Genomic DNA, 20,654 nt, shown 5'->3' on the forward strand with positions numbered 1-20,654 from the left:
CTTCATCAAGGTCTTGCCGATGCCCATGAAGAACAAATTTCTTCTCGCTGCCATTTTGACAATCGCGCTGCCGGTCCTGCCTGCTCTGGCAGCGGGCGAGCCGGTGCGCGGTCAAAAGAACAGCCATCAGGGCGATCATCAGGATAAGAAAGCCGACAAGCCTGCCAAGCCGGTGATGCTGCCGCAACCGGCAACGACCGAACCGATGCCCCACATCGACCCAAGCCGTTTCGGCGACAAACCGGCAGACGAGGCTTTCGGTGCATTTCAGCGTGGCCTTTATCTGACCGCTTTCAATTTGGCCAAGCCACAGGCTGAAAAGGGTGATCCGGCATCGCAGACACTCATTGCAGAAATTTATGCGCGCGGCCTTGGCATCCCCGCCAACCAGAAACTGGCGGCGGAATGGTACGAGAAAGCAGCCAATAACGGTGTTGTAGAAGCGCAGTTCCGCTATGCCGCACTTCTGCTTCAGGGCACCTACGCCAGGAAAGACCCCGTCAAGGCAGAGGAACTGATGAAGAAGGCGGCCGAGGGTGGCAATGCCATGGCGCAGTTCAACTACGGCCAGATGCTGATGGAAAAAACGCCGGGCAAGCCGGGCATCGATCTCGCCTTCCCGTGGTTCGAGAAGGCGGCCGGGGCCACGCTGGCCGATGCACAATATGCACTCAGCCAGATTTATGCCAACGGTACCCCGACCATCCCCCGCGACGACAAGAAAGCGCGCGTCTATCTCCTGCTTGCTGCCGCACAGGGTTATGATACGGCGCAGTTCGATCTGGGCCGCTGGCTGATCGAGGGCCGCGGTGGCGACCGCGACTACGAACAGGGGTTTGGCTGGATGCGTCTTGGCGCACAGCGCGGCATGGTGATGGCACAGGCCTGGCTCGCCCGCCTCTATCGCGATGGCATCGGCACAGAAGGCGATCTCGTCAAAGCAGCGGCCTGGTATATTGTTGCCCAGCGCGCCGGTTTTCGCTCACCAGACCTCAACGACATGATGGACGGACTGGCTGACGACCAGATTAAACAGGCCATAGAAACCGCCAACAATCTGCGCGTCCGCTGATTTTTGGGCGAATTTTGAGGCTGCATTGGCTCTCTTTTCGCGCTCAGGCTTGCGCCAAGCGCCTTTTTATGGTCTTGAGACGCCGATTATCGTGGTTCGAGTATAAGGCAGGTGCGCAATCTCCGGAATAATGCCGGACGGTTGCCTTTTCGTCGTCATGCGTCGAACCGCACATGGTTTCACATTTTCATTCCGGATCAAGCTCATGAAGATCAATGGTAACGAAATCCGCCCCGGCAATGTCATCGAACATGCTGGCGGCTTGTGGGTTGCGGTCAAGACCAACGCCGTCAAGCCTGGCAAGGGCGGCGCTTATAATCAGGTCGAACTGAAGAACCTCATCAACGGCACCAAGCTCAACGAACGTTTCCGCGCTGCAGAAACCGTCGAGCGCGTTCGTCTGGAACAGAAGGATTTCTCGTTCCTCTACGAACAGGGCGAAGCGCTGATCTTCATGGACACCGAATCCTACGAACAGCTTGAGCTGGCCAAGGATTTCGTCGGTGACCGTGCCGCTTTCCTTCAGGACGGCATGATGGTTACTGTCGAACTCTATGAAGAAAAGCCGATCGGCATTCGCCTTCCGGATCAGGTCACGCTTGCGATCACCGAAGCCGACCCGGTCGTCAAGGGCCAGACCGCTGCTTCGTCCTACAAGCCTGCTGTACTTGAAAACGGTATCCGCATCCTCGTTCCGCCGTTCATCGCATCCGGCGAACGCGTGATCGTTGATACCAACGAACTGACCTACGTCAGCCGCGCTTAATACGAAAAACGAGATTTGTGGTGCCTGGATCAGGCACCACTTTATCCATGTCGCAAAGATTGCGACCGTTCTTTCTCAGATCGCTCAATTCCTCGACCTCCACCGAATGTGTTTCGGTTCGGATGTTCGACATTCTGTTTATGATTAACTGCTTGATCCCTTTCAAAATCCACGCTTCGGGATCGTGCTTACAAGGACAATGAAATGGCCCGCTCAGCCCTTCTCAACGTTATGGTACAGGCCGCTATGAAGGCCGGCCGCAGCCTCGCTCGCGATTTTGGTGAAGTCCAGAATCTTCAGGTTTCTCTCAAGGGCCCCGGCGACTATGTCAGCCAGGCAGACCGCCGCGCCGAACAGATCATCTATACGGAATTGAGCCGCGCCCGCCCGGATTATGGCTTCCTGATGGAAGAATCCGGCGAGGTTGAATCCAAGGACGGACAGCACCGCTGGCTGATCGATCCTCTCGACGGCACCACAAATTTCCTGCACGGCATTCCAGTTTTCGCAGTCTCCATCGCTCTCGAGCGTCAGGGGCAGATCGTCGCCGGCGTCATCTACAATCCGGCCATGGATGAGCTTTACACCGCTGAACGCGGCGGTGGCGCATTCCTCAATGACCGTCGCCTGCGCGTTGCATCACGCAACAAGCTGGTCGATTCCGTTATCGGCACGGGTATCCCGCATCTGGGTCGCGGCCATCACGGGCATTATCTGGTCGAACTGCGCAATGTCATGGCCGAAACCGCAGGCATTCGCCGCATGGGCGCCGTTGCACTCGACCTCGCCTATGTTGCAGGCGGCCGTCTGGATGGTTTCTGGGAAGATGGCATGCATCCGTGGGATCTCGGCGCAGGCATTCTTATGATCCGCGAAGCCGGTGGTTTCGTCTCGGACAAGAATGGCGGTCAGGACATTTTCGGCACCAAGACCATCGTTGCAGGCAATGAAATCATTCAGAAGGCATTGCTGAAAACGATCAACAAACCGATCTAAAAAAGACCTGCTGCTTTGTCGATCCAATGGTTTGTTTCAACTGGGTCATCTCCAGCAATATAGAAACAAGGCCGAGCGCTTAAATGGCTCGGCCTTTTTATTAATTTAGAGCGTATCTATAGAAAATTATGCTACAGTTGGCCGGGAAACTTTCCCAGAACCTCAAGTATATTCCCAAGAATATTCCACCAATTCATGCTTATTCCCTCTCACAAAGTTGAGTTTACAAATCAATAATTATCAAAATTAGAAAACTTAAAAATATCAACTTATTTATTTATTTATTACCATAAATTATATAGGCATATATAAGAAATACATCATATTAAGATCCCGGGATCTAATATTATAAACTTTCTGCTCTACAATATTCAGACCATCCCGCGAACCTGACAGCGCACACCACAAATCCGCGTAATTTTCTTGTTCCAATGATTCCGCTTCACGAATTAATGAAGTAGGCTTCTTTTCAAACACGCGACCATGGAGCGGAACGCATGAGCGATTTGAGAGTTTCCCGGGACCGTCTGGACGAGGGACGCGATTACGATCCCTATCGCCTGTCGAGCCCGCGCATTGTCATTCTCTCCATGGCGATCTTCCTTATTATCGTGGCTTTTCTGGCCGCGATCCTGATGCGACAGATCCATACGTTCTTCGTCACCAATCCCGGCCTTAACGGCCTGATACTCCTGGTGCTTCTCATCGGTATTCTGCTGGCCTTCGGACAGGTGCTGCGGCTTCTACCAGAGATTCGTTGGGTCAATTCATTCCGCGACGGTGACCGCGACGGCACCACGCGACCGCCCGTCCTGCTTGCACCGATGCGGGCTTTGATCGGCCGCCGCCAGTCGATGGCGCTTTCCACTGCCTCCATGCGTTCGATCCTCGATTCCATCGCGACACGTCTTGATGAAAGCCGGGATATATCGCGCTATCTGATCGGACTTTTGGTCTTTCTCGGCCTGCTCGGCACCTTCTGGGGCCTTCTGGAGACGGTTGGTTCCATCGGGCGCACCATCCAGACCCTCGACCCGAATTCAGGAAGCACCGGCGATGTACTGGATGCGTTGAAGGCAGGCTTGCAGGCTCCGCTTTCCGGCATGGGCACGGCTTTCTCGTCCTCGCTGTTCGGTCTTTCGGGTTCGCTAATTCTTGGCTTCCTCGACCTTCAGGCGGGCCGCGCGCAAAATCGTTTCTATACAGAACTGGAAAACTGGCTTTCCTCCGTAACCGATCTCGGTTCCGATATCGGTGCCGACCAGAACGGAGGCACGGAAGAAATCCGCGTTCTGGCTGACCGGTTGCAGAACCTGCATGGCGGCGACGCATCCACGCAGCGCACCACGGCAGCGTTGGCCAATCTTGCCGAAGGCATACAGGGCCTCGTCAAGAACATGCGCAGCGAGCAGCAGATCATGCGCGACTGGGTGGAAAAACAAGCGGACGAGCAGAAGGCTATCCGCCAGACGCTTGATCGTCTCACCAAGGCCATCGGCGAGCGCTCGCACGACCGCAAATCCGATCGCACGGACAAGGCGGAGTAAGCAGCCATGTCCCTCGCCCGCAACCGCCGCTCCCAGAGGCATGTCGATTACTGGCCGGGCTTCGTCGATGCCCTGACGACGCTGCTGCTCGCAATCATGTTCCTGCTTACCGTCTTCGTGCTGGCGCAATTCCTGCTCAGCCGCGAGGTGAACAACAAGGATAGCGTTCTCGCACGACTCAATAGCCAGATACAGGAACTGACACAGCTTCTGTCGCTGGAGCGCAGCAATTCGCAGGACATGCAGGACACCATCGCCAATCTGCAGGCTTCGCTGTCCAGCACGGAAAGCGAGCGTTCACGTCTGCAAAGCCTTTTGAACGAAGGCAGCGGCGCAGGTGCTGCCGCTGAAAAGCGCGCTGGCGAACTGTCCGAAAGCCTTGATGCCGAAAAGCAGGTCAGCGCTCGTGCACTCAGTCAGGTGGAACTGCTGAACCAGCAGATTTCAGCCCTTCGCCGCCAGATCGCAGCACTTGAAGATGCGCTCAACGCTTCAGAAAGTCGCGACCGCGAATCGAACGCCAAGATCGCCGATCTCGGTCGCCGCCTGAATGTCGCATTGGCGCAGCGTGTGCAGGAGCTGAACCGCTATCGTTCCGACTTCTTCGGACGCCTGCGTGAAATCCTGTCGGACAAGGAGAATATCCGTATCGTCGGCGACCGCTTCGTCTTCCAGTCGGAAGTTCTTTTCCCGACAGGCTCGGCGGATATCAATCCTGCCGGTCAGGACGAGATGAAGAAACTTGCCGACGCGGTGATCCAGCTCAATCAGGAAATCCCAGATGACATCAACTGGGTACTGCGTGTCGACGGTCACACGGATAATGTGCCTCTGACTGGCACGGGACGCTTCCGCGACAACTGGGAGCTTTCGTCAGCCCGCGCAACCGCAGTGGTCAAATTCCTGATCGCCAATGGCGTACCGGCCAACCGGCTCGTTGCAGCAGGTTTCGGGGAATATCAACCGCTCGACGCTTCCGACACAGCCGATGCCCGATCCAAGAACCGGCGCATCGAGCTGAAGCTGACCGAACGATAAGAAGGAATAACGGGGGCAACGCCCCCCGTTTCACTTCGCAGCGAAGGCTCCAGCACCTGCCTCGAATTGCAGCTTGGCGAGACGGGCATAGATGCCGCCCTTCTCGACAAGGCTTTGATGTGTGCCTTCTTCGACAATATGGCCATGGTCGAGCACCAGAATGCGGTCGGCCTTGAGCACGGTCGCAAGCCGGTGCGCGACGACAAGCGTCGTGCGATCAGCCATCAGACTGTCCAGGGCCTTTTGCACAAGCATTTCGCTTTCAGCATCAAGCGCCGATGTCGCTTCATCAAGAAGAAGAATGGGCGCAGCACGCAAGATTGCCCGCGCAATGGCGATGCGCTGGCGCTGGCCCCCTGAAAGCGTCACACCGCGTTCGCCGACTTCCGTGTCATAGCCCTTGTCGAGCGCCATGATGAAATCATGCGCAAGGGCTGCCTTTGCCGCTGCCACAATCTCCTCGTCGCTCGCTCCGGGTCTACCGAAGGCGATGTTTTCGCGCACGCTGGTGGCGAAAATCGCCACATCCTGCGGCACGGTTGAGATGCGCGCCCGAACGGCCTGCGGGTCAGCATCAGGCAAAGCCACGCCGTCGATCAGGATCTTACCTGACTGCGGATCGTAATAGCGCATGACGAGTGCAAAGATCGTGCTCTTGCCTGCACCCGACGGACCGACAATCGCAACAGTCTCGCCGGGCTTCACGGTGAAGCTGACGCCATTGAGCGACGGTGCATCTGGCCGCGTCGGATAGGAAAAATGCACGGAATCGAACACGACCTCACCGCGTGGCGGCACCGGCATGGCAACAGGTTTCAAAGGCGCGGCAATACCCGGCTGCTCGTCCAGAATTTCGACAAGCCGCTCCGTAGCCCCTGCTGCCTGCGCCAGTTCCCCACCCACTTCCGACAAGGCACCGAAGGAGCTGCCTGCGAATACGGCATAAAGCACGAATTGACCGAGCGTACCGGCAGACATCGTGCCGGCCAGCACATCACGCGAACCAAACCAGAGCACCGCAACAATGCTGGAGAAGATCAGGAAAATGGCAAAAGCCGTCAGGATTGCACGCGCCTGAATGGAGGAACGCGCCGCCTGAAAGGCTTTTTCTACCGCGCTGCCAAAACGCCCGACCACTATGCTCTCATTGGTGAAGGCCTGCAGCGTGCGCATCGCACCAATCTGCTCACTGGCATAGGCATTGGCCTTCGCCAACATGTCCTGCGTCATACGGGAACGGCGACGCACCGAGCGTCCGAAGGCGATCAGGGGCACAACGATGATCGGGATGGCAGCAATGACCAGCGCAGAAAGCTTCGGGCTGGTCACGACCATCATCGCCAGCGCGCCGACACCCAGAATCATGTTGCGCAGCGCGACAGAGGCCGTAGCGCCCACCACCGACTTGATCTGCGTCGTGTCGGACGACAGGCGCGAAACGATTTCACCCGACTGTGACCGGTCGAAGAATTCCTGCGAAAGCGCCGTCACATGCGAAAAGACCGCATTGCGCAAATCCGCGACCACTCGCTCGCCGAGCGAGATCACGAAGAAATAGCGCAGGCCCGATGCCAGCGCGAGAATGAGCGCCAGCAACACGAGCATGCCGAAGTAATTATTGACGAAGATCGCATTCGATCCCGTAAAGCCATGGTCGATCATGCGACGCAGCGCGACGGGCACAGCAAGGGTCGTTACAGCGGCCAGCACCAGCGAAAAGAGCGCGCCTGCAACCAGGACCTTATAAGGTGCCAGGAACGGCAAAACTCTCTTCAGCGGCTTCAGCGTGCGGCGTTTGCGGCCATCTTCTGCAGTCAATTCGTGATTCATATCAATTTCAGTATCCCGGTCGGCCATTCTTGTGTTTGCGCCCTTGTTATTGCCGTGCGCCTGATGTATAGGCTCGCCAACCCTTTTGGAAGCCGTTGCCTGTAGGTAATGGGTCTTCATATCTGCCATTGGGCGAAAGTGCCGCAGTTTCGATAGTCAAGGCTGCGCTTTTCACCCCAGACTTTCAGGATTGAGAAGATGAAAGCCAATATCCATCCCGACTACCACACCATCAAGGTCGTGATGACCGATGGCACCGAATACATGACCCGTTCGACCTGGGGCAAAGAAGGCGATACGATGAACCTCGATATCGACCCGACCACCCATCCAGCCTGGACGGGCGGTTCGCAGACCCTGCTCGATCGCGGCGGTCGCGTTACGAAGTTCAAGAACCGTTTCGGCAATCTCGGCATCTAATCCGATATTGCATCTGGTTGAAAAGCCCCGCCTCGGCGGGGTTTTTTTATGCCTGAATTTCATTCATCAGGGCACAAAAAACTCCCGGATAACCGGGAGTTTTGCATCATTGTTGTGAGCACGAGAAATCAGGCGCTCAGCTTTTCCATCACTTCGTCGCTGACTTCGAAGTTCGTGTAGACGTTCTGCACGTCGTCATCGTCTTCGAGCACGTTGAGAAGCTTGAGAACCGAACGCGCCTTTTCCTCGTCCAGCTCGGTATTGGTCTGCGGCTTCCAGATCGTCTTGATCGATTCGGCTTCGCCGAGAGCAGCTTCCAGAGCCTTGGACACTTCGCCGATATCTTCGAACGCGCAGATGATGACGTGCTCTTCTTCACCGGACTGCACATCGTCAGCACCAGCTTCGATGGCCGCTTCCATAACCTTGTCGGCGTCGCCGACGGAGGACTTGTAGACGATTTCGCCAACACGGTCGAACATGAAGGACACCGAACCGGTTTCGCCCAGCGCACCGCCCGACTTCGTGAAGGCTGCACGCACATTCGATGCCGTGCGGTTACGATTGTCCGTCAGTGCTTCCACGATAACCGATACGCCGCCGGGGCCACGGCCCTCGTAGCGCACTTCATCATAATTCTCGCCGTCATTACCGGCGGCCTTCTTGATGGCGCGCTCGATATTGTCTTTCGGCATGGACTGCGCCTTGGCGTTCTGGATCGCCAGACGCAGGCGCGGGTTCATCGTCGGGTCAGGCAGACCCTGCTTGGCAGCGACGGTGATTTCGCGTCCGAGCTTGGAAAACATTTTCGACCGCACCGCATCCTGACGACCCTTGCGGTGCATGATATTCTTAAACTGTGAATGGCCGGCCATGGCACCCCTGTTCTGTTTAAAATGCTGTGCACGGAGAAAGCGTCACGCATGAAACAGAGATCAAGCAGAGAAGGGCCGCAGGTTGGGCCACAGTGCTTTCCGTGCAGAATGGCGGCGTTATAAGGAATTCAGGCCCATTCGTCCAGCAAAAGCGCCGCTGCCCCCCGAATCTCTGTCAACAAAAGCAATATTGCTCGACCCGTCAGGCAAAGCGGATTATCTATAAATTCATGATTCAGCCCGCCCAAAACACCCCCAGCGAAACCATCGCAGCCCGTATCAGCCGCATTCTCGCCGACCGCATCATCGCCGGTGAGATCGAGCCCGGCACGAAACTGCGACAGGATCACATTGCCGAAGAGTTCAAGACCAGCCATGTGCCGGTGCGCGAAGCATTCCGGCGACTGGAGGCTCAGGGGCTTGCCGTTTCCGAACCTCGGCGTGGCGTTCGGGTTGCATCGTTCGACATCGGCGAAATCAGGGAAGTGGCGGAAATGCGGGCTGCTCTGGAAGTCCTGGCGCTACGCCATGCCGCGCCCCATATCACGCAGGCAACGCTCGATGCCGCAGAGCAGGCCACGCTGGAAGGCGACAAGTCACGCGATGTCAGAAGCTGGGAAGACGCCAACCGCCGTTTCCACCGGCTCATCCTCGAACCGTGCAAGATGCCGCGCCTGCTTGCAGCCATCGATGATCTTCACGCTGCCAGCGCCCGATTTCTCTTCGCCACCTGGCGGTCGGAGTGGGAAACCCGCACCGACCACGACCATCGTGCCATATTGCGGGCGCTGCGCCAGAACGATGTCGAGAGCGCAGTCACTATCCTCGCCAGGCATGTACAATGGATCGGGCACCGTCCGGTCAAGACCGCATCGGGCAAGACGCGCGATTCGTTTGCGATTGTCGGTTGATCAGGCGATTGCACAGATAAGCATCTTATTTTCGGCGTCCCCATTCCAGGCTGTAGTGACGGATTATTCGCACAGATTTTCATCTGCACGACCGGGTCTCTGCGCGCGTCTCCCACAGCAGCACGCCATGCTGCCTGTTCCGCCTCTTGCGTTTATCGCCAGGAGCTTTAAGAAGATATAGATCGAATCTCAATTTTATCTATAATTTGAGGAAGCTATGACGACCATCACCCAGACGCGCCCATCCTTCAGCCCGCTCAATCTGGAATCCCGTTCCCCTGCAATGCGCCTTGCAGCCGTTGCGCTTGGCACGCTGGTTCTCGCCGTCTCGTCGCAGATCGAAGTTCCGATGATTCCGGTCCCGATCACACTGCAGACCCTGATCGTTCCGCTGATCGGCGCGCTTTATGGTTGGCGTCTTGGCATGGCCACTGTTCTGGCCTGGCTCGGCGAAGCCATGCTTGGCCTTCCGGTTCTTGCAGGCGGCGCTGGTGGTCTTCCGCATTTCGCAGGCCCGACCGCAGGCTATCTCGTTTCCTTCCCGATCATCGCCGCGCTGACCGGCTATCTGGCCGAACGCGGCTGGAACGGTAACCGCATCGGCCTCGCCTTCGTTTCGTTCCTTGCCGCCAATGTGGTCTGCCTTGCTCTTGGCGCGGCCTGGCTGTCCAGCATCATTGGCCTTGAAAAGGCCGTTGCCTTCGGCGTGACGCCGTTCCTCGTCGGCGCCCTCATCAAGTCGGCTCTCGGCGCTGCGATCCTCAAGGCCATCGCCCGCGACGGCAAGGCCTGATCTGCCAGGTGACAGTACGCCTGCGCGGCCATCATCTCCTGTGCATGCTGACTTATGTCGGCAAAGGCTACAGCCCGGCTTTCGTCGAAACTACGACAGGATTGCTGAGCGGCTCAGCAAAGGGGAAGAGATTTTTCTGGTCGATGGCCCTGACGACATTTGCGCGCCCCTGCTCTGCGGGGGCGATTGCCATTGTTACGAAGCGAGTGTTCGCGAGCGTGACCGGCTGGCATTGGAGGCCGTAGGCAAACTTCTCGGGCAGACGCTTTCCACGCAGAACCGTTTCGGGCTCGACGCAGAGCGGCTTGCCGTAATGCGCAGCGCTTTTGCAGAAGGCACATTACGCAAAGCCTGCGAGCGTTGCGAATGGTCGAACCTCTGCACGAGAATTGTCACAACAGACCAGTTTCACGGCGTTAAAATAACAAGGCCACCCGCCTCAAGATGAGACGGGTGGCCTTGTTGTATCTGGCTTTTACTGTTGGCTTTTGCGCTTTCGCCGCGCCAGCATGTTGAGCGCTTCGACCAGCGCTGAGAAGCCCATAGCAGCGTAGATATAGCCCTTCGGCACGTGGAAGCCGAAACCATCAGCAATCAGCGTCATACCGATCATCAGCAGGAAGCCCAGCGCCAGCATGACGATGGTTGGGTTCGCCGCGATGAACCGCGAAAGCGGATCGGCTGCAAGCAGCATGACAGTAACGGCTGCGACCACGGCAATGACCATAATGGCGATCTCGTCGGTCATGCCGACGGCGGTGATGATCGAATCGACCGAGAAAACCAGATCAAGGATCAGGATCTGCACGATGGCGGCACCCATGGTGAGCTGAGCCACCTTGCCGCCGATGTTTTCCTTGCCATCATCGGGATCGACCGTGTGGTGAATTTCCTTGGTCGCCTTCCAGACAAGAAACAGGCCACCGGCAATCAGGATGATGTCACGCCAGGAGAAGCCATGGCCGAACGCCTCGAAGATCGGATCCTTGAGCTGGACGATGATCGAGATCGTGAAAAGAAGCGCCAGGCGCAGGATGAGCGCCGCGCCAATGCCGATGCGGCGGGCGCGCGCCTGCTGCGAGGCAGGTAGCTTGTTGGTAAGGATCGAGATGAAGATCAGATTGTCGATACCTAGGACGACTTCCATCGTCACCAGCGTAACCAGCGCGGCCCAGCCGGCGGGGGTCGAAAGAAATCCCAGATACTCGGCAAAAAAATCCATTGAGTTGCGTCCCCTTGCAAAAAAACTCGTTGCAAGGAGATAGTAGTCTGGAAAATCCATTCAACTGGCAGAAAGCTGCCAGATTAAAATAGCGGCCTAATTATAGATAACATCATACTTCAAGATAAAATAAGACGTTATCGCCAGAATGCCGGAATGGTTTCCTCCAGATGCGCACCGATGCGCAAGGGAGCGGCCTTTTCTGCAAGCCCCGTGCGATCCGAAATCTCTATGCCCACACCGCAGACGGTAGCCGGACCATTCGCCGCTTCGAACCGTCCTTTGGGCACTTTCGACAGGAAGCGGTTGAGTGGTTCCTCCTTGTCCATGCCCAGTGAGGAATCATAATCACCGCACATGCCTGCATCGGACATATAGGCTGTGCCATTGCGCAATATCTGGCAGTCGGCGGTCGGGACATGCGTGTGAGTCCCGACAACAGCGCTGGCGCGACCATCGACAAAATGACCGAAACACTGCTTTTCGCTCGTCGCTTCAGCATGGAAATCGAAGAACACGGCATCGGCTTGTTCCCCAAGGGGACAGGCTTCCAGAATTTTCTCGGCCGCGATGAACGGATCATCGAGATCGGGGTGCATGAACACCCGGCCCATGACGTTCGACACGAGAACGCGGGCGCCATTTTTGGCGATATAAAGCCCCTCACCTTTTCCGGCTGTGCCTTTCGGGAAGTTTGCCGGGCGCAGAAAGCGGTCTTCGCGCTTGGAAAAATCCAGCGCCTCGCGCTGATCCCACACGTGGTTGCCGGTCGTGACAACGTCGGCGCCAGCACGAATGGTATCGTGGAAAATCTCTTCCGTAATGCCAAAACCGCCCGCGGCGTTCTCGCCGTTGACGATTACGAAGTCCAGCTTCAGATCGGAAATCAACCCCGGCAGTTTTTCATATACCGCGGTGCGGCCCGACCGGCCCACCATATCACCAAGAAAAAGCAATCTCATGAGAATGCCTTATAAACTTGCGCCAAGCGAACGCAAGCCGATCAGGGCATTTTGCAGTCAGGCGGAATTGCCTGACCTCGCATAAATGCAGGGGAAAAAACTAATGCATGTCCCCCAAAAGCGCGAACCGGTTTTGGGGGACATGCACGAAAACAAAATTTAGAGCGGCAGCTCGGTTCCAACCGGGCGCAAGCCGCTCTCGGTCAGGATCTGGTTGAGCGCGATATCATGCGGCTCATTTGGCACATGCTCGACTTCCTGGCAGTCGAAAGCCATGCCGATCAAAAGCGGCTGCAGACCGCGTTCGGTGAACCGCGCCAGCGCGCGGTCGTAGTGTCCTGCACCATAGCCAAGTCGATGCCCACGCTGATCAAAACCTGCAAGTGGCATCAACAGGATCGCAGGATCGACAATCGGCGCATCTGCTCCCGGCCCCATCGTGCCGAAACCCGTCTGACGCAATCTGGCATCAGGCAGATATTCACGAAAGGCAATCGTTTCCTTGTCCAGAACAACGGGGAGGCAAAGCCGGGCACCCTTGGCGCGAAGCGCCGATAATAATGGGCGTGGGTCGATTTCAGAACGGATCGGCCAATAACCAGCAATCAAGGTGCCTTTGGGAACGTCAATTGCAGCTTCACCTTTTTTGGCTGCTGCCAGCGAAGCCTCGTAATGAAAGCGCGGATCAAGCGCATCACGGACCGCCAGAACCTTGCGTCTAAGCTCCTGCTTTTCCAGACCGGGGCTGCGCTCCGTTGCCGTCATTCCAAGCCACTCCCTGCTGCCGTTTTTCACCATGCAGTGGAACCGCAAAGAGCCAATCCGTCAAGTGATCCCGCCCGCGCCATACGCGATCTTCTCCGAGCGGTCACGAATGACCTTCAAAACAACGCCGTGGAAGTCATTGAGGAACAGTTTGCCCCACAGGTCACAGTAAAAATCGATCGGCGTGGCGATCTGATAATGGGTCGTCAGCGTGAGACGCGTGTGACCATTCGTGAGAGGCTCAAGACGATAATCCCCCTGCGCAAGCTTCAGATAGGTGCTGTCGACCTTGATATGCGCTTCCACCTCGGGCGGTATGGAGCCAGGGCCGAAGCGGAAATCCCACGCCAGAAGCCGATTTTCTTCCCATTGCGTGACGATTTCCTGAAAATTGACGCCGTGCGTCCACTGCAAGTCGCGTACCGCTCCAACACCAGTACCGTTCAGCCTTGCATCCACCGGCTGCGGCACGCCAAGAACGCCATGGCTGAATGTCCACGACAGTTCGTCCGGGCGCACATTGCGGATTTCAACCGTCTGCTGCCAGACGACTTCCGGCGGCGCTGCGATCTCGATCACCGTGGTTACAGCGCCATCATGCGGGGTGTAGGACATCTGAAGTTCGGCTGGCAGAACGAGCAGCGGCAGCGCAATCACCAGCGTCGTGGTGCGACGCGAACGAAATTGCCGGATGATCCACAAGGTCACCGTCGAACCGAGCGCCGAGAACACCATGAAAAACGGAGCGGCCATGGCCACGCAAATTCCTGCTTCATGGAAAAAGACCATGCTGGTAACGACAAGCCCGGCGATGATAGCCCATCCCATACGGACATGCCGCCATAGGCTTTTTTGCGCACGCGGGTCGGAAAGGCTCGAAGCAAGGCTGGCAACAGCCATCGGTAACAGCATCAGGCCCGCAATGACGGGCATCGCATCCGCATATTGGCCCGACCAGATCATGACATAAAGCAGAAGGCCGTAGACGAATGCGATGGGTACCGCGACGGCCAGTCTTTCCGATGAATCGGGCGATGCTGTTTCAGGAGATTTCATCAAGAGCGCAAATCGTTGGAGCTTTGCGCATGTTTACGAACAAATTGTCCGTTAGATCAAGCTCATAGCTATCCTGCGACAGCCAGAGGAAAAGAAAGCGGCGACCACGACGACCGATGGTAGTGATTGATCCCGGGAACCTACAAAGTAGGTGGGCGCCATATGCGAAAGCCCGCAAGCCTTCACAGGGACAGCTCCCTTAGAGATCAATAAGGCCCCGGGGATGCTGTTACACCTGTCGGGAAGCGCAGTTCGCCAAGGCCCAATATAGTACCTGCCCGATGGGAACGCCAGTGGCTTACACCGGCTTAACAGGAAAACTTTTCAGAAAAATCTGGACGAAGTTCAGCTGTTCCGTGGCGCAATGCGCGACGCCACCTGCTCGATGCGCGACGCCACGTCCGACAGCATGCCTGTCAAGGCAGCATCGTTGCTATCGGCGCGACCAAGCGCTTCATCACGTGCACGGCGCAGCGTTTCAACTTCGCTTTCCAGACCGTTGATACGTTTCTGCATCTCGGCCATCTCGTCCATCACCATGATCCCGGCCATGACGGTCAGGCGCAGATCGCCTATCTCCCCGAAGGACGTTTTGAGATGCGTGACATATTGATCGAAACGGTCGGCAAGCCCGGACAGATGTTCTTCCTGTCCTTCGTCGCAGGCCATACGGTAGGCTTTGCCATCGATGGTAACGGTTACGGTCGCTATGGTAGCCTCCTATCGGTCCAGAACAGCGCGGATTGTCTCCATCGCAGTCACAAGGCGACGCGAAACCTCGCGATTAGCAGCTTCCAGCCGCTCGGCGCGCGCTTCCGACTGATCGAGTTCCTGGGCGAGACGGCTGCGATCCGCATTCATACGCTGTACCTCCTCCTCGGCCTCGGCGAAGTCGCCTTCTTTGTCCAGCCGCAGATCGACCGCTTGTTCAAGCGTATTGAGTGCCTTTTCCAGCCGTTCCAAGACTTGCCTGAGGGTCGTTTCGGGTGCCATCCATATCCTTTCCAATGCCAATTCGCGGGCCAACTTATGGGGATCGAATCGCGCCTGCGGGACGGGCATCTTTGAAAAGATTGTAATAATCACCCGCCCGATAAGCAACAAATGAGGGGCGCATCTAAACGTTCATGCACCGTTATCGGTGCAAAAACGGCTTTTCGGTGATTGTTCTACAGCTTTCCACACAACTCAATCGATTAGTCGCGGACAGTTTATTGCCCAAAATTCATCGGTTTATTGACTCCTTATACGCAGGTGCTATGTGTCCCGATGCCTTCTGGAGCGTGATCCCGAAACGCATGAAGCCGTTTTGGACACGGATCGTGCTCAGGCAAAAGGCATCGCCGCAACCCCGTTAACCCCTCCCAAGGAAAGACGGCTGAGACCATGACCAATTCCGACAAACAAAACCAGATGGCGAACGCGATCCGCTTCCTCTCTATGGACGCGGTAGAGAAAGCCAATTCGGGCCATCCCGGCCTGCCGATGGGTGCAGCCGATATAGCGACGACGCTTTATACCCGTTTTCTCTCGCACGACCCGCAAAACCCGCACTGGCCGGATCGCGACCGTTTCGTGCTCTCCGCAGGCCACGGCTCGATGCTGCTCTATTCGCTGCTCTATCTTTCGGGCTACGAAGACATCACCATCGACGAGATCAAGAATTTCCGTCAGCTCGGTTCGCGCACCGCAGGCCATCCGGAATATGGTCACGCCGCCGGTATCGAGACGACGACCGGCCCGCTCGGACAGGGCATCGCCAATGCCGTCGGCATGGCGCTTTCCGAACGTATCCTCAATGCACAGTTCGGCGACAGCCTCGTCAACCATTACACCTATGTGATTGCCGGTGACGGCTGCCTCATGGAAGGCATCAGCCAGGAAGCCATCGCGCTTGCCGGTCATCTGAAGCTGAACAAGCTGATCGTATTCTGGGATGACAACAACATCTCGATCGACGGCCCGGTCACGCTTTCCGACAATACCAATCAGCCAGCCCGTTTCGCCGCTTCCGGCTGGAACACCATGGCTGTTGATGGTCACGATCAGGATGCGATTGCCAAGGCAATCGAACTGGCCAAGGTTTCCGACAAGCCGACGCTCATCGCCTGCAAGACGACCATCGGCTTCGGCGCACCAAACAAGGCTGGCACCAACAAGGTGCATGGCTCGCCGCTCGGTGCTGAAGAAATCGCTGCAACCCGCAAGGCGCTCGGCTGGAGTGCTGAACCCTTCGTCGTTCCGGCAGAAGTGCTGGACGGCTGGCGCGTTGCCGGTCTGAATGCCGCCAAGAAGCGTCAGGAATGGGAAAAGCGCTTTGCTGCCGTCGACGCGGACACCCGCGCTGAATTCGAGCGCCGGATGCGTGGCGACTTGCCTTCCAACTTCGATGCAACCATCATCGAATACAAGAAGAAGCTGTCCGCCGACAAGCCGAAGGTCGCAACCCGCAAGTCTTCGGAAATGGCACTGGAAGTCATCAACGGTGTCGTGCCGGAAACCATCGGCGGCTCCGCCGATCTCACCGGTTCGAACAACACCAAGACGAGCCAGACCAAGGCCATAACGCCGGAAGACTACGGCCAGCGTTACGTCCATTACGGTATCCGTGAGCACGGCATGGCAGCAGCCATGAACGGCATGACGCTGCATGGCGGGCTGATCCCTTACGGCGGCACCTTCCTGACCTTCTCGGATTATTGCCGTCCGGCCATGCGCCTTTCCTCGCTGATGGGCATCCGCGTCGTTTACGTGATGACGCATGACTCCATCGGTCTTGGTGAAGACGGCCCGACCCACCAGCCGGTAGAACAGCTTGCCGCCTTGCGCGCCATTCCGAACCATAATGTGTTCCGCCCTGCCGACGCTGTCGAAGCGGCTGAATGCTGGCAGATTGCCCTGCAATCGAAGAAGACGCCATCGACGATGGCTCTGACTCGCCAGAACCTGCCAACGGTTCGTACCGAGCATCGCGACGAAAACCTTTCGGCTTTCGGCGCCTATGAACTTGCTGCGGCAAGCAAGGATGCCAAGGTGACGATCTTCGCGACCGGTTCGGAAGTGGAAATCGCACTCAAGGCCCGCGACCTGCTGGAAGGCAAAGGCATTGCCACCCGTGTAGTTTCGGTTCCTTGCTTCGAGCTTTTCGAACAGCAGAGCGATGCCTACAAGACCGCGACCATCGGCAATGCGCCGGTCAAGGTGGCGATCGAAGCGGCAATCTCACTCGGCTGGGAACGCTTCATCGGCGAGAACGGCATATTCATCGGCATGAAGGGCTTCGGTGCTTCGGGCGAGATCAACGATCTTTACAAGCATTTCGGCATTACGGCAGAACATGCCGCCGAAGCTGCGGAGAAGAAGCTCAACGCCGCATGATTTTAAGAACGCCGGCGTCGTAAAAACGCCGGCGTTTGAGTTTCCATTCCAGTCCGGTCGGACGAATCCTGTTCGATTTGTCCGTTCCGACGGAGTTTTGAAGCACTGCATGTGCAGTACCCTATCGGGAGATTAAGAGAAAATGGCAGTTCGCGTCGCAATTAACGGTTTTGGCCGCATCGGCCGCAACATCCTTCGCGCCATCGTCGAGTCGGGCCGCACCGATATTCAGGTCGTGGCCATCAACGACCTCGGCCCGGTCGAAACCAACGCACATCTTCTGCGTTATGACAGCGTTCATGGCCGTTTCCCCAAAGAAGTTAAGGTTGCAGGCGACACCATCGACGTCGGCTACGGCCCGATCAAGGTTCATGCCGTCCGCAACCCGGCTGAACTGCCGTGGAAGGAAGAAGGCGTCGACATCGCTCTGGAATGCACCGGCATCTTCACCTCGCGCGACAAGGCTGCGCTTCATCTTGAAGCTGGTGCAAAGCGCGTCATCGTTTCGGCTCCTGCCGACGGCGCGGACCTGACTGTCGTCTATGGCGTCAACCATGACAAGCTGACCAAGGACCATCTGGTCATTTCGAACGCTTCGTGCACCACCAACTGCCTTGCACCGGTGGCTCAGGTTCTCAACGATGCTATCGGCATCGAAAAGGGCTTCATGACCACGATCCACTCCTATACGGGCGACCAGCCGACGCTGGACACCATGCATAAAGATCTCTACCGCGCGCGCGCAGCAGCTCTTTCGATGATCCCGACCTCGACGGGCGCAGCCAAGGCTGTCGGCCTCGTTCTGCCGGAACTGAAGGGCAAGCTCGACGGCGTTGCCATCCGCGTTCCGACCCCGAACGTCTCGGTTGTCGACCTGACCTTCATCGCCAAGCGCGCAACGACCGTCGATGAAGTCAACAACGCGATCCGTGAAGCCGCCAATGGCCGCCTCAAGGGTATCCTCGGCTACACAGATGAGCCACTCGTCTCGCACGACTTCAACCACGACTCCCATTCCTCGGTCTTCCACACGGACCAGACCAAGGTCATGGAAGGCACCATGGTGCGTATCCTGTCGTGGTACGACAATGAGTGGGGCTTCTCCAGCCGTATGGGCGATACCGCTGTCGCCTTTGGCAAGCTGATCTAAGCCTCCGACCATGTTTCGCGCCCTTCTCCCCACCGTTGCGCGCTGGCGTCCGCTGGAAGGAGAAGGGCTCGAACATCTCAATATCAGCCCCGCCGGCCGCACGATCCGTGCTGAAAGCGTGGTGATTGGCGACCGCGAAGACAATCCCTACGGCGTGCGCTACAGCATCGACTGCAACAGCGTCTGGCATGTCCTCCATTTCCTGATCGAAACTACGGCCGGACACCGGCTGGAGCTTGTTTCCGACGGCGACGGTCGCTGGAGCACGATGGCTGGCGATGCATTGCCCGAGTTCGATGGCTGCATCGATATCGATCTGGCAGGAACGCCCTTCACCAACACGCTGCCCATCCGCCGTCTTGGCCTCACACCGGAAAGCGGCACCGTTCAGCTCGACATGCTTTACGTGCCGTTCGACAGTTTCCGTCCGCTGCGCGACCAGCAGCGTTATACCTGCCTTGAGGAAGGGCGGCGCTATCGCTACGAGGCTGCCGACCGCACCTTTACCGCCGAACTGCCCGTCGACGAGGACGGGCTTGTCACCGATTATCCAACCCTTTTCCGGCGCCTGCCTGTTTGAGCTCTCCTGCTCCACCGGCACCCGAAAGACAGTTCTGGGAGAAAGATCATGAGTTTCCGCACTCTCGACGATGCTGACGTCAAGTCCAAGCGCGTACTGGTCCGCGTTGACCTCAACGTGCCGATGGCAAATGGCGAAATCACCGACCTGACCCGTATCGAGCGTATCGTTCCAACCATTGCCGAGCTTTCCAGGAAAGGCGCAAAGGTAATTCTGCTCACCCATTTCGGTCGCCCCAAGGGCGTTGCTTCGGACGAGAATTCATTGAAGCATGTTGTGAAGCCGCTCTCCAAGGTGCTTGGACACGGTGTCCATTTTGCCGAAGACTGCATCGGCGAGCACGCCAAGGCCGCCGTCGATGCACTGAAGGACGGCGATGTCCTGCTTCTGGAAAACACCCGTTTCCACAAGGGCGAGGAAAAGAACGATCCGGAATTCGTCGCGGCTCTGGCAGCCAATGGCGATCTTTATGTGAACGACGCGTTTTCGGCTGCCCACCGCGCCCATGCTTCGACCGAAGGCCTCGCACACGTCCTGCCCGCCTATGCGGGCCGCGGCATGCAGGCCGAGCTTGAAGCGCTGGAAAAGGGCCTTGGCAATCCGGCTCGTCCGGTTGTCGCCATCGTCGGTGGCGCAAAGGTTTCAACCAAGCTCGACCTCTTGTCCAACCTGATCGAAAAGGTTGATGCGCTCGTTATCGGCGGCGGCATGGCTAATACTTTCCTAGCAGCACAGGGACACGATGTCGGCAAATCGCTCTGCGAGCATGAGCTGGCCCACACCGCCCGCGAAATCATGGCCAAGGCCGAAACCACCAAATGCGCGATCATCCTTCCGGTCGATGCTATCGTGGGCTGGCACTTTGCAGCCGACACGCCGAACAAGACCTATGGAGTCGATGCAGTTCCAAGCGACGGCATGATTCTCGATGCCGGGGCACTCTCGACCGATCTAATCGCCTCGGCCATCGATGATGCGGCCACGCTTGTCTGGAACGGTCCGCTCGGTGCGTTCGAACTGCGTCCGTTCGACACCGCGACGGTTAAGACCGCAAAACACGTCGCAGCCCGCACCAAGGCTGGCAAGCTGGTTTCGGTCGGCGGCGGCGGCGATACGGTCGCAGCCCTCAATCATGCTGGCGTAGCCGATGACTTCACCTATATCTCGACCGCAGGCGGCGCCTTCCTCGAATGGATGGAAGGCAAGCCCCTCCCCGGCGTTGATGTGTTGAAGAAGTAGAGCATTTCCAGCAAAAGCGTGAAGCGGTTTTGCACGGAAGAATGTATGAGAACA

General features: G+C 57.3%; 20 protein-coding genes, 1 other RNA gene and 1 pseudogene. 13 read left to right on the top strand and 9 right to left on the bottom strand.

The features are described 5' to 3' along the window. Positions 1-25 precede the first annotated feature (25 nt). The 5 genes from AAE521_RS18530 to AAE521_RS18550 all read left to right on the top strand — a co-directional run bounded on the left by AAE521_RS18530 (position 26) and on the right by AAE521_RS18550 (position 5,419). The gene (locus AAE521_RS18530; protein WP_342062110.1) at positions 26-1,072 is read left to right on the top strand and encodes a tetratricopeptide repeat protein; all 1,047 of its coding nucleotides are present in this window, start codon (positions 26-28) and stop codon (positions 1,070-1,072) included. Between the two features lie 205 nt (positions 1,073-1,277). Next, positions 1,278-1,838 carry an elongation factor P gene (gene efp / locus AAE521_RS18535; RefSeq protein WP_010661385.1) on the top strand — a complete coding sequence of 187 codons (561 nt, stop codon included), beginning with the start codon at positions 1,278-1,280 and terminating at the stop codon, positions 1,836-1,838. 204 nt (positions 1,839-2,042) lie between these two features. Next, complete coding sequence (locus tag AAE521_RS18540) at positions 2,043-2,834, top strand: inositol monophosphatase family protein (protein WP_010661386.1); 792 nt, start codon at positions 2,043-2,045, stop codon at positions 2,832-2,834. Positions 2,835-3,331: 497 nt separating this feature from the next. Next, a complete protein-coding gene (locus tag AAE521_RS18545) occupies positions 3,332-4,381 on the top strand; it encodes a MotA/TolQ/ExbB proton channel family protein (protein WP_071633517.1) in 1,050 nt (349 codons plus the stop codon). Between the two features lie 6 nt (positions 4,382-4,387). After that, a complete protein-coding gene (locus AAE521_RS18550; RefSeq protein WP_010661388.1) occupies positions 4,388-5,419 on the top strand; it encodes a peptidoglycan -binding protein in 1,032 nt (343 codons plus the stop codon). A gap of 30 nt (positions 5,420-5,449) precedes the next feature. On the opposite strand, the gene AAE521_RS18555 is transcribed toward AAE521_RS18550, so the two are convergent. Further along, positions 5,450-7,378: an ABC transporter transmembrane domain-containing protein gene (locus tag AAE521_RS18555; RefSeq protein ID WP_342062111.1), complete on the bottom strand. Its 1,929-nt coding sequence runs from the start codon at positions 7,376-7,378 to the stop codon at positions 5,450-5,452. A gap of 69 nt (positions 7,379-7,447) precedes the next feature. Here AAE521_RS18555 and rpmE point away from each other — a divergent pair, with 69 nt between their 5' ends. Then, positions 7,448-7,669, top strand: coding sequence for a 50S ribosomal protein L31 (gene rpmE / locus AAE521_RS18560; RefSeq protein WP_002964804.1), 222 nt, complete (start codon positions 7,448-7,450; stop codon positions 7,667-7,669). A 128-nt stretch (positions 7,670-7,797) separates the two neighbouring features. Here the strand turns inward: rpmE and AAE521_RS18565 are convergent, their stop codons facing one another. Beyond that, positions 7,798-8,544 carry a YebC/PmpR family DNA-binding transcriptional regulator gene (locus AAE521_RS18565; protein WP_010661390.1) on the bottom strand — a complete coding sequence of 249 codons (747 nt, stop codon included), beginning with the start codon at positions 8,542-8,544 and terminating at the stop codon, positions 7,798-7,800. A 230-nt stretch (positions 8,545-8,774) separates the two neighbouring features. Between AAE521_RS18565 and AAE521_RS18570 the strand changes: the two genes are divergently transcribed. The 3 genes and pseudogenes from AAE521_RS18570 (at position 8,775) to AAE521_RS18580 (ending at position 10,696) form a co-directional block, all read left to right on the top strand. Continuing rightward, entirely contained in the window at positions 8,775-9,455 is a 681-nt protein-coding gene (locus tag AAE521_RS18570; protein WP_071633520.1) for a GntR family transcriptional regulator, read from the top strand. A 217-nt stretch (positions 9,456-9,672) separates the two neighbouring features. Beyond that, positions 9,673-10,248 carry a biotin transporter BioY gene (locus AAE521_RS18575; RefSeq protein WP_151665274.1) on the top strand — a complete coding sequence of 192 codons (576 nt, stop codon included), beginning with the start codon at positions 9,673-9,675 and terminating at the stop codon, positions 10,246-10,248. Positions 10,249-10,256: 8 nt separating this feature from the next. After that, a pseudogene (locus AAE521_RS18580) lies at positions 10,257-10,696 on the top strand (DUF1284 domain-containing protein). A 27-nt stretch (positions 10,697-10,723) separates the two neighbouring features. On the opposite strand, the gene AAE521_RS18585 reads toward AAE521_RS18580, so the two are convergent. The 7 genes from AAE521_RS18585 to AAE521_RS18615 form a co-directional block, all read right to left on the bottom strand. Continuing rightward, positions 10,724-11,470 (bottom strand): TerC family protein, encoded by a 747-nt coding sequence (locus AAE521_RS18585; RefSeq protein WP_010661394.1) that lies wholly within the window; start codon positions 11,468-11,470, stop codon positions 10,724-10,726. Positions 11,471-11,607: 137 nt separating this feature from the next. Then, positions 11,608-12,432, bottom strand: a complete 825-nt coding sequence (locus tag AAE521_RS18590; protein ID WP_010661395.1) for a TIGR00282 family metallophosphoesterase — start codon at positions 12,430-12,432, stop codon at positions 11,608-11,610. A gap of 159 nt (positions 12,433-12,591) precedes the next feature. Beyond that, a complete protein-coding gene (locus AAE521_RS18595; RefSeq protein WP_125300908.1) occupies positions 12,592-13,197 on the bottom strand; it encodes a 5-formyltetrahydrofolate cyclo-ligase in 606 nt (201 codons plus the stop codon). Positions 13,198-13,257: 60 nt separating this feature from the next. Next, the gene (locus AAE521_RS18600; protein WP_151664308.1) at positions 13,258-14,253 is read right to left on the bottom strand and encodes an SRPBCC family protein; all 996 of its coding nucleotides are present in this window, start codon (positions 14,251-14,253) and stop codon (positions 13,258-13,260) included. A gap of 98 nt (positions 14,254-14,351) precedes the next feature. Continuing rightward, a non-coding RNA gene (gene ssrS / locus AAE521_RS18605) (6S RNA) lies at positions 14,352-14,510 on the bottom strand. An 88-nt stretch (positions 14,511-14,598) separates the two neighbouring features. Continuing rightward, positions 14,599-14,964, bottom strand: a complete 366-nt coding sequence (locus AAE521_RS18610; protein WP_029376275.1) for a cell division protein ZapA — start codon at positions 14,962-14,964, stop codon at positions 14,599-14,601. A gap of 9 nt (positions 14,965-14,973) precedes the next feature. Then, positions 14,974-15,246 (bottom strand): DUF4164 domain-containing protein, encoded by a 273-nt coding sequence (locus tag AAE521_RS18615; RefSeq protein ID WP_010661399.1) that lies wholly within the window; start codon positions 15,244-15,246, stop codon positions 14,974-14,976. Between the two features lie 393 nt (positions 15,247-15,639). Between AAE521_RS18615 and tkt the strand changes: the two genes are divergently transcribed. The 4 genes from tkt (at position 15,640) to AAE521_RS18635 (ending at position 20,600) form a co-directional block, all read left to right on the top strand. Beyond that, positions 15,640-17,631 carry a transketolase gene (tkt, locus tag AAE521_RS18620; RefSeq protein WP_071633525.1) on the top strand — a complete coding sequence of 664 codons (1,992 nt, stop codon included), beginning with the start codon at positions 15,640-15,642 and terminating at the stop codon, positions 17,629-17,631. Positions 17,632-17,773: 142 nt separating this feature from the next. After that, positions 17,774-18,781: a type I glyceraldehyde-3-phosphate dehydrogenase gene (gene gap / locus AAE521_RS18625; protein WP_010661401.1), complete on the top strand. Its 1,008-nt coding sequence runs from the start codon at positions 17,774-17,776 to the stop codon at positions 18,779-18,781. Between the two features lie 10 nt (positions 18,782-18,791). Further along, complete coding sequence (locus tag AAE521_RS18630) at positions 18,792-19,361, top strand: putative glycolipid-binding domain-containing protein (protein WP_071633526.1); 570 nt, start codon at positions 18,792-18,794, stop codon at positions 19,359-19,361. 48 nt (positions 19,362-19,409) lie between these two features. Continuing rightward, entirely contained in the window at positions 19,410-20,600 is a 1,191-nt protein-coding gene (locus tag AAE521_RS18635; RefSeq protein WP_342062112.1) for a phosphoglycerate kinase, read from the top strand. The last annotated feature ends 54 nt before the right edge of the window (positions 20,601-20,654 follow it).

Origin of the sequence: Brucella cytisi, from assembly GCF_038433355.1 — a bacterium.
Taxonomy (GTDB): domain Bacteria; phylum Pseudomonadota; class Alphaproteobacteria; order Rhizobiales; family Rhizobiaceae; genus Brucella; species Brucella cytisi.

What these genes read in the sequence shown, in the direction of transcription:
- efp (WP_010661385.1), top strand. Translation starts at nt 1,278, where the DNA reads ATGAAGATCAATGGTAACGAAATCCGCCCCGGCAATGTCATCGAACAT.
- AAE521_RS18630 (WP_071633526.1), top strand. Translation starts at nt 18,792, where the DNA reads ATGTTTCGCGCCCTTCTCCCCACCGTTGCGCGCTGGCGTCCGCTGGAA.
- gap (WP_010661401.1), top strand. Translation starts at nt 17,774, where the DNA reads ATGGCAGTTCGCGTCGCAATTAACGGTTTTGGCCGCATCGGCCGCAAC.
- AAE521_RS18570 (WP_071633520.1), top strand. Translation starts at nt 8,775, where the DNA reads ATGATTCAGCCCGCCCAAAACACCCCCAGCGAAACCATCGCAGCCCGT.
- tkt (WP_071633525.1), top strand. Translation starts at nt 15,640, where the DNA reads ATGACCAATTCCGACAAACAAAACCAGATGGCGAACGCGATCCGCTTC.
- rpmE (WP_002964804.1), top strand. Translation starts at nt 7,448, where the DNA reads ATGAAAGCCAATATCCATCCCGACTACCACACCATCAAGGTCGTGATG.
- AAE521_RS18555 (WP_342062111.1), bottom strand. Translation starts at nt 7,378, where the DNA reads ATGGCAGATATGAAGACCCATTACCTACAGGCAACGGCTTCCAAAAGG.
- AAE521_RS18575 (WP_151665274.1), top strand. Translation starts at nt 9,673, where the DNA reads ATGACGACCATCACCCAGACGCGCCCATCCTTCAGCCCGCTCAATCTG.
- AAE521_RS18600 (WP_151664308.1), bottom strand. Translation starts at nt 14,253, where the DNA reads ATGAAATCTCCTGAAACAGCATCGCCCGATTCATCGGAAAGACTGGCC.
- AAE521_RS18635 (WP_342062112.1), top strand. Translation starts at nt 19,410, where the DNA reads ATGAGTTTCCGCACTCTCGACGATGCTGACGTCAAGTCCAAGCGCGTA.
- AAE521_RS18530 (WP_342062110.1), top strand. Translation starts at nt 26, where the DNA reads ATGAAGAACAAATTTCTTCTCGCTGCCATTTTGACAATCGCGCTGCCG.
- AAE521_RS18590 (WP_010661395.1), bottom strand. Translation starts at nt 12,432, where the DNA reads ATGAGATTGCTTTTTCTTGGTGATATGGTGGGCCGGTCGGGCCGCACC.
- AAE521_RS18565 (WP_010661390.1), bottom strand. Translation starts at nt 8,544, where the DNA reads ATGGCCGGCCATTCACAGTTTAAGAATATCATGCACCGCAAGGGTCGT.
- AAE521_RS18585 (WP_010661394.1), bottom strand. Translation starts at nt 11,470, where the DNA reads ATGGATTTTTTTGCCGAGTATCTGGGATTTCTTTCGACCCCCGCCGGC.
- AAE521_RS18540 (WP_010661386.1), top strand. Translation starts at nt 2,043, where the DNA reads ATGGCCCGCTCAGCCCTTCTCAACGTTATGGTACAGGCCGCTATGAAG.
- AAE521_RS18615 (WP_010661399.1), bottom strand. Translation starts at nt 15,246, where the DNA reads ATGGCACCCGAAACGACCCTCAGGCAAGTCTTGGAACGGCTGGAAAAG.
- AAE521_RS18595 (WP_125300908.1), bottom strand. Translation starts at nt 13,197, where the DNA reads ATGACGGCAACGGAGCGCAGCCCCGGTCTGGAAAAGCAGGAGCTTAGA.
- AAE521_RS18550 (WP_010661388.1), top strand. Translation starts at nt 4,388, where the DNA reads ATGTCCCTCGCCCGCAACCGCCGCTCCCAGAGGCATGTCGATTACTGG.
- AAE521_RS18545 (WP_071633517.1), top strand. Translation starts at nt 3,332, where the DNA reads ATGAGCGATTTGAGAGTTTCCCGGGACCGTCTGGACGAGGGACGCGAT.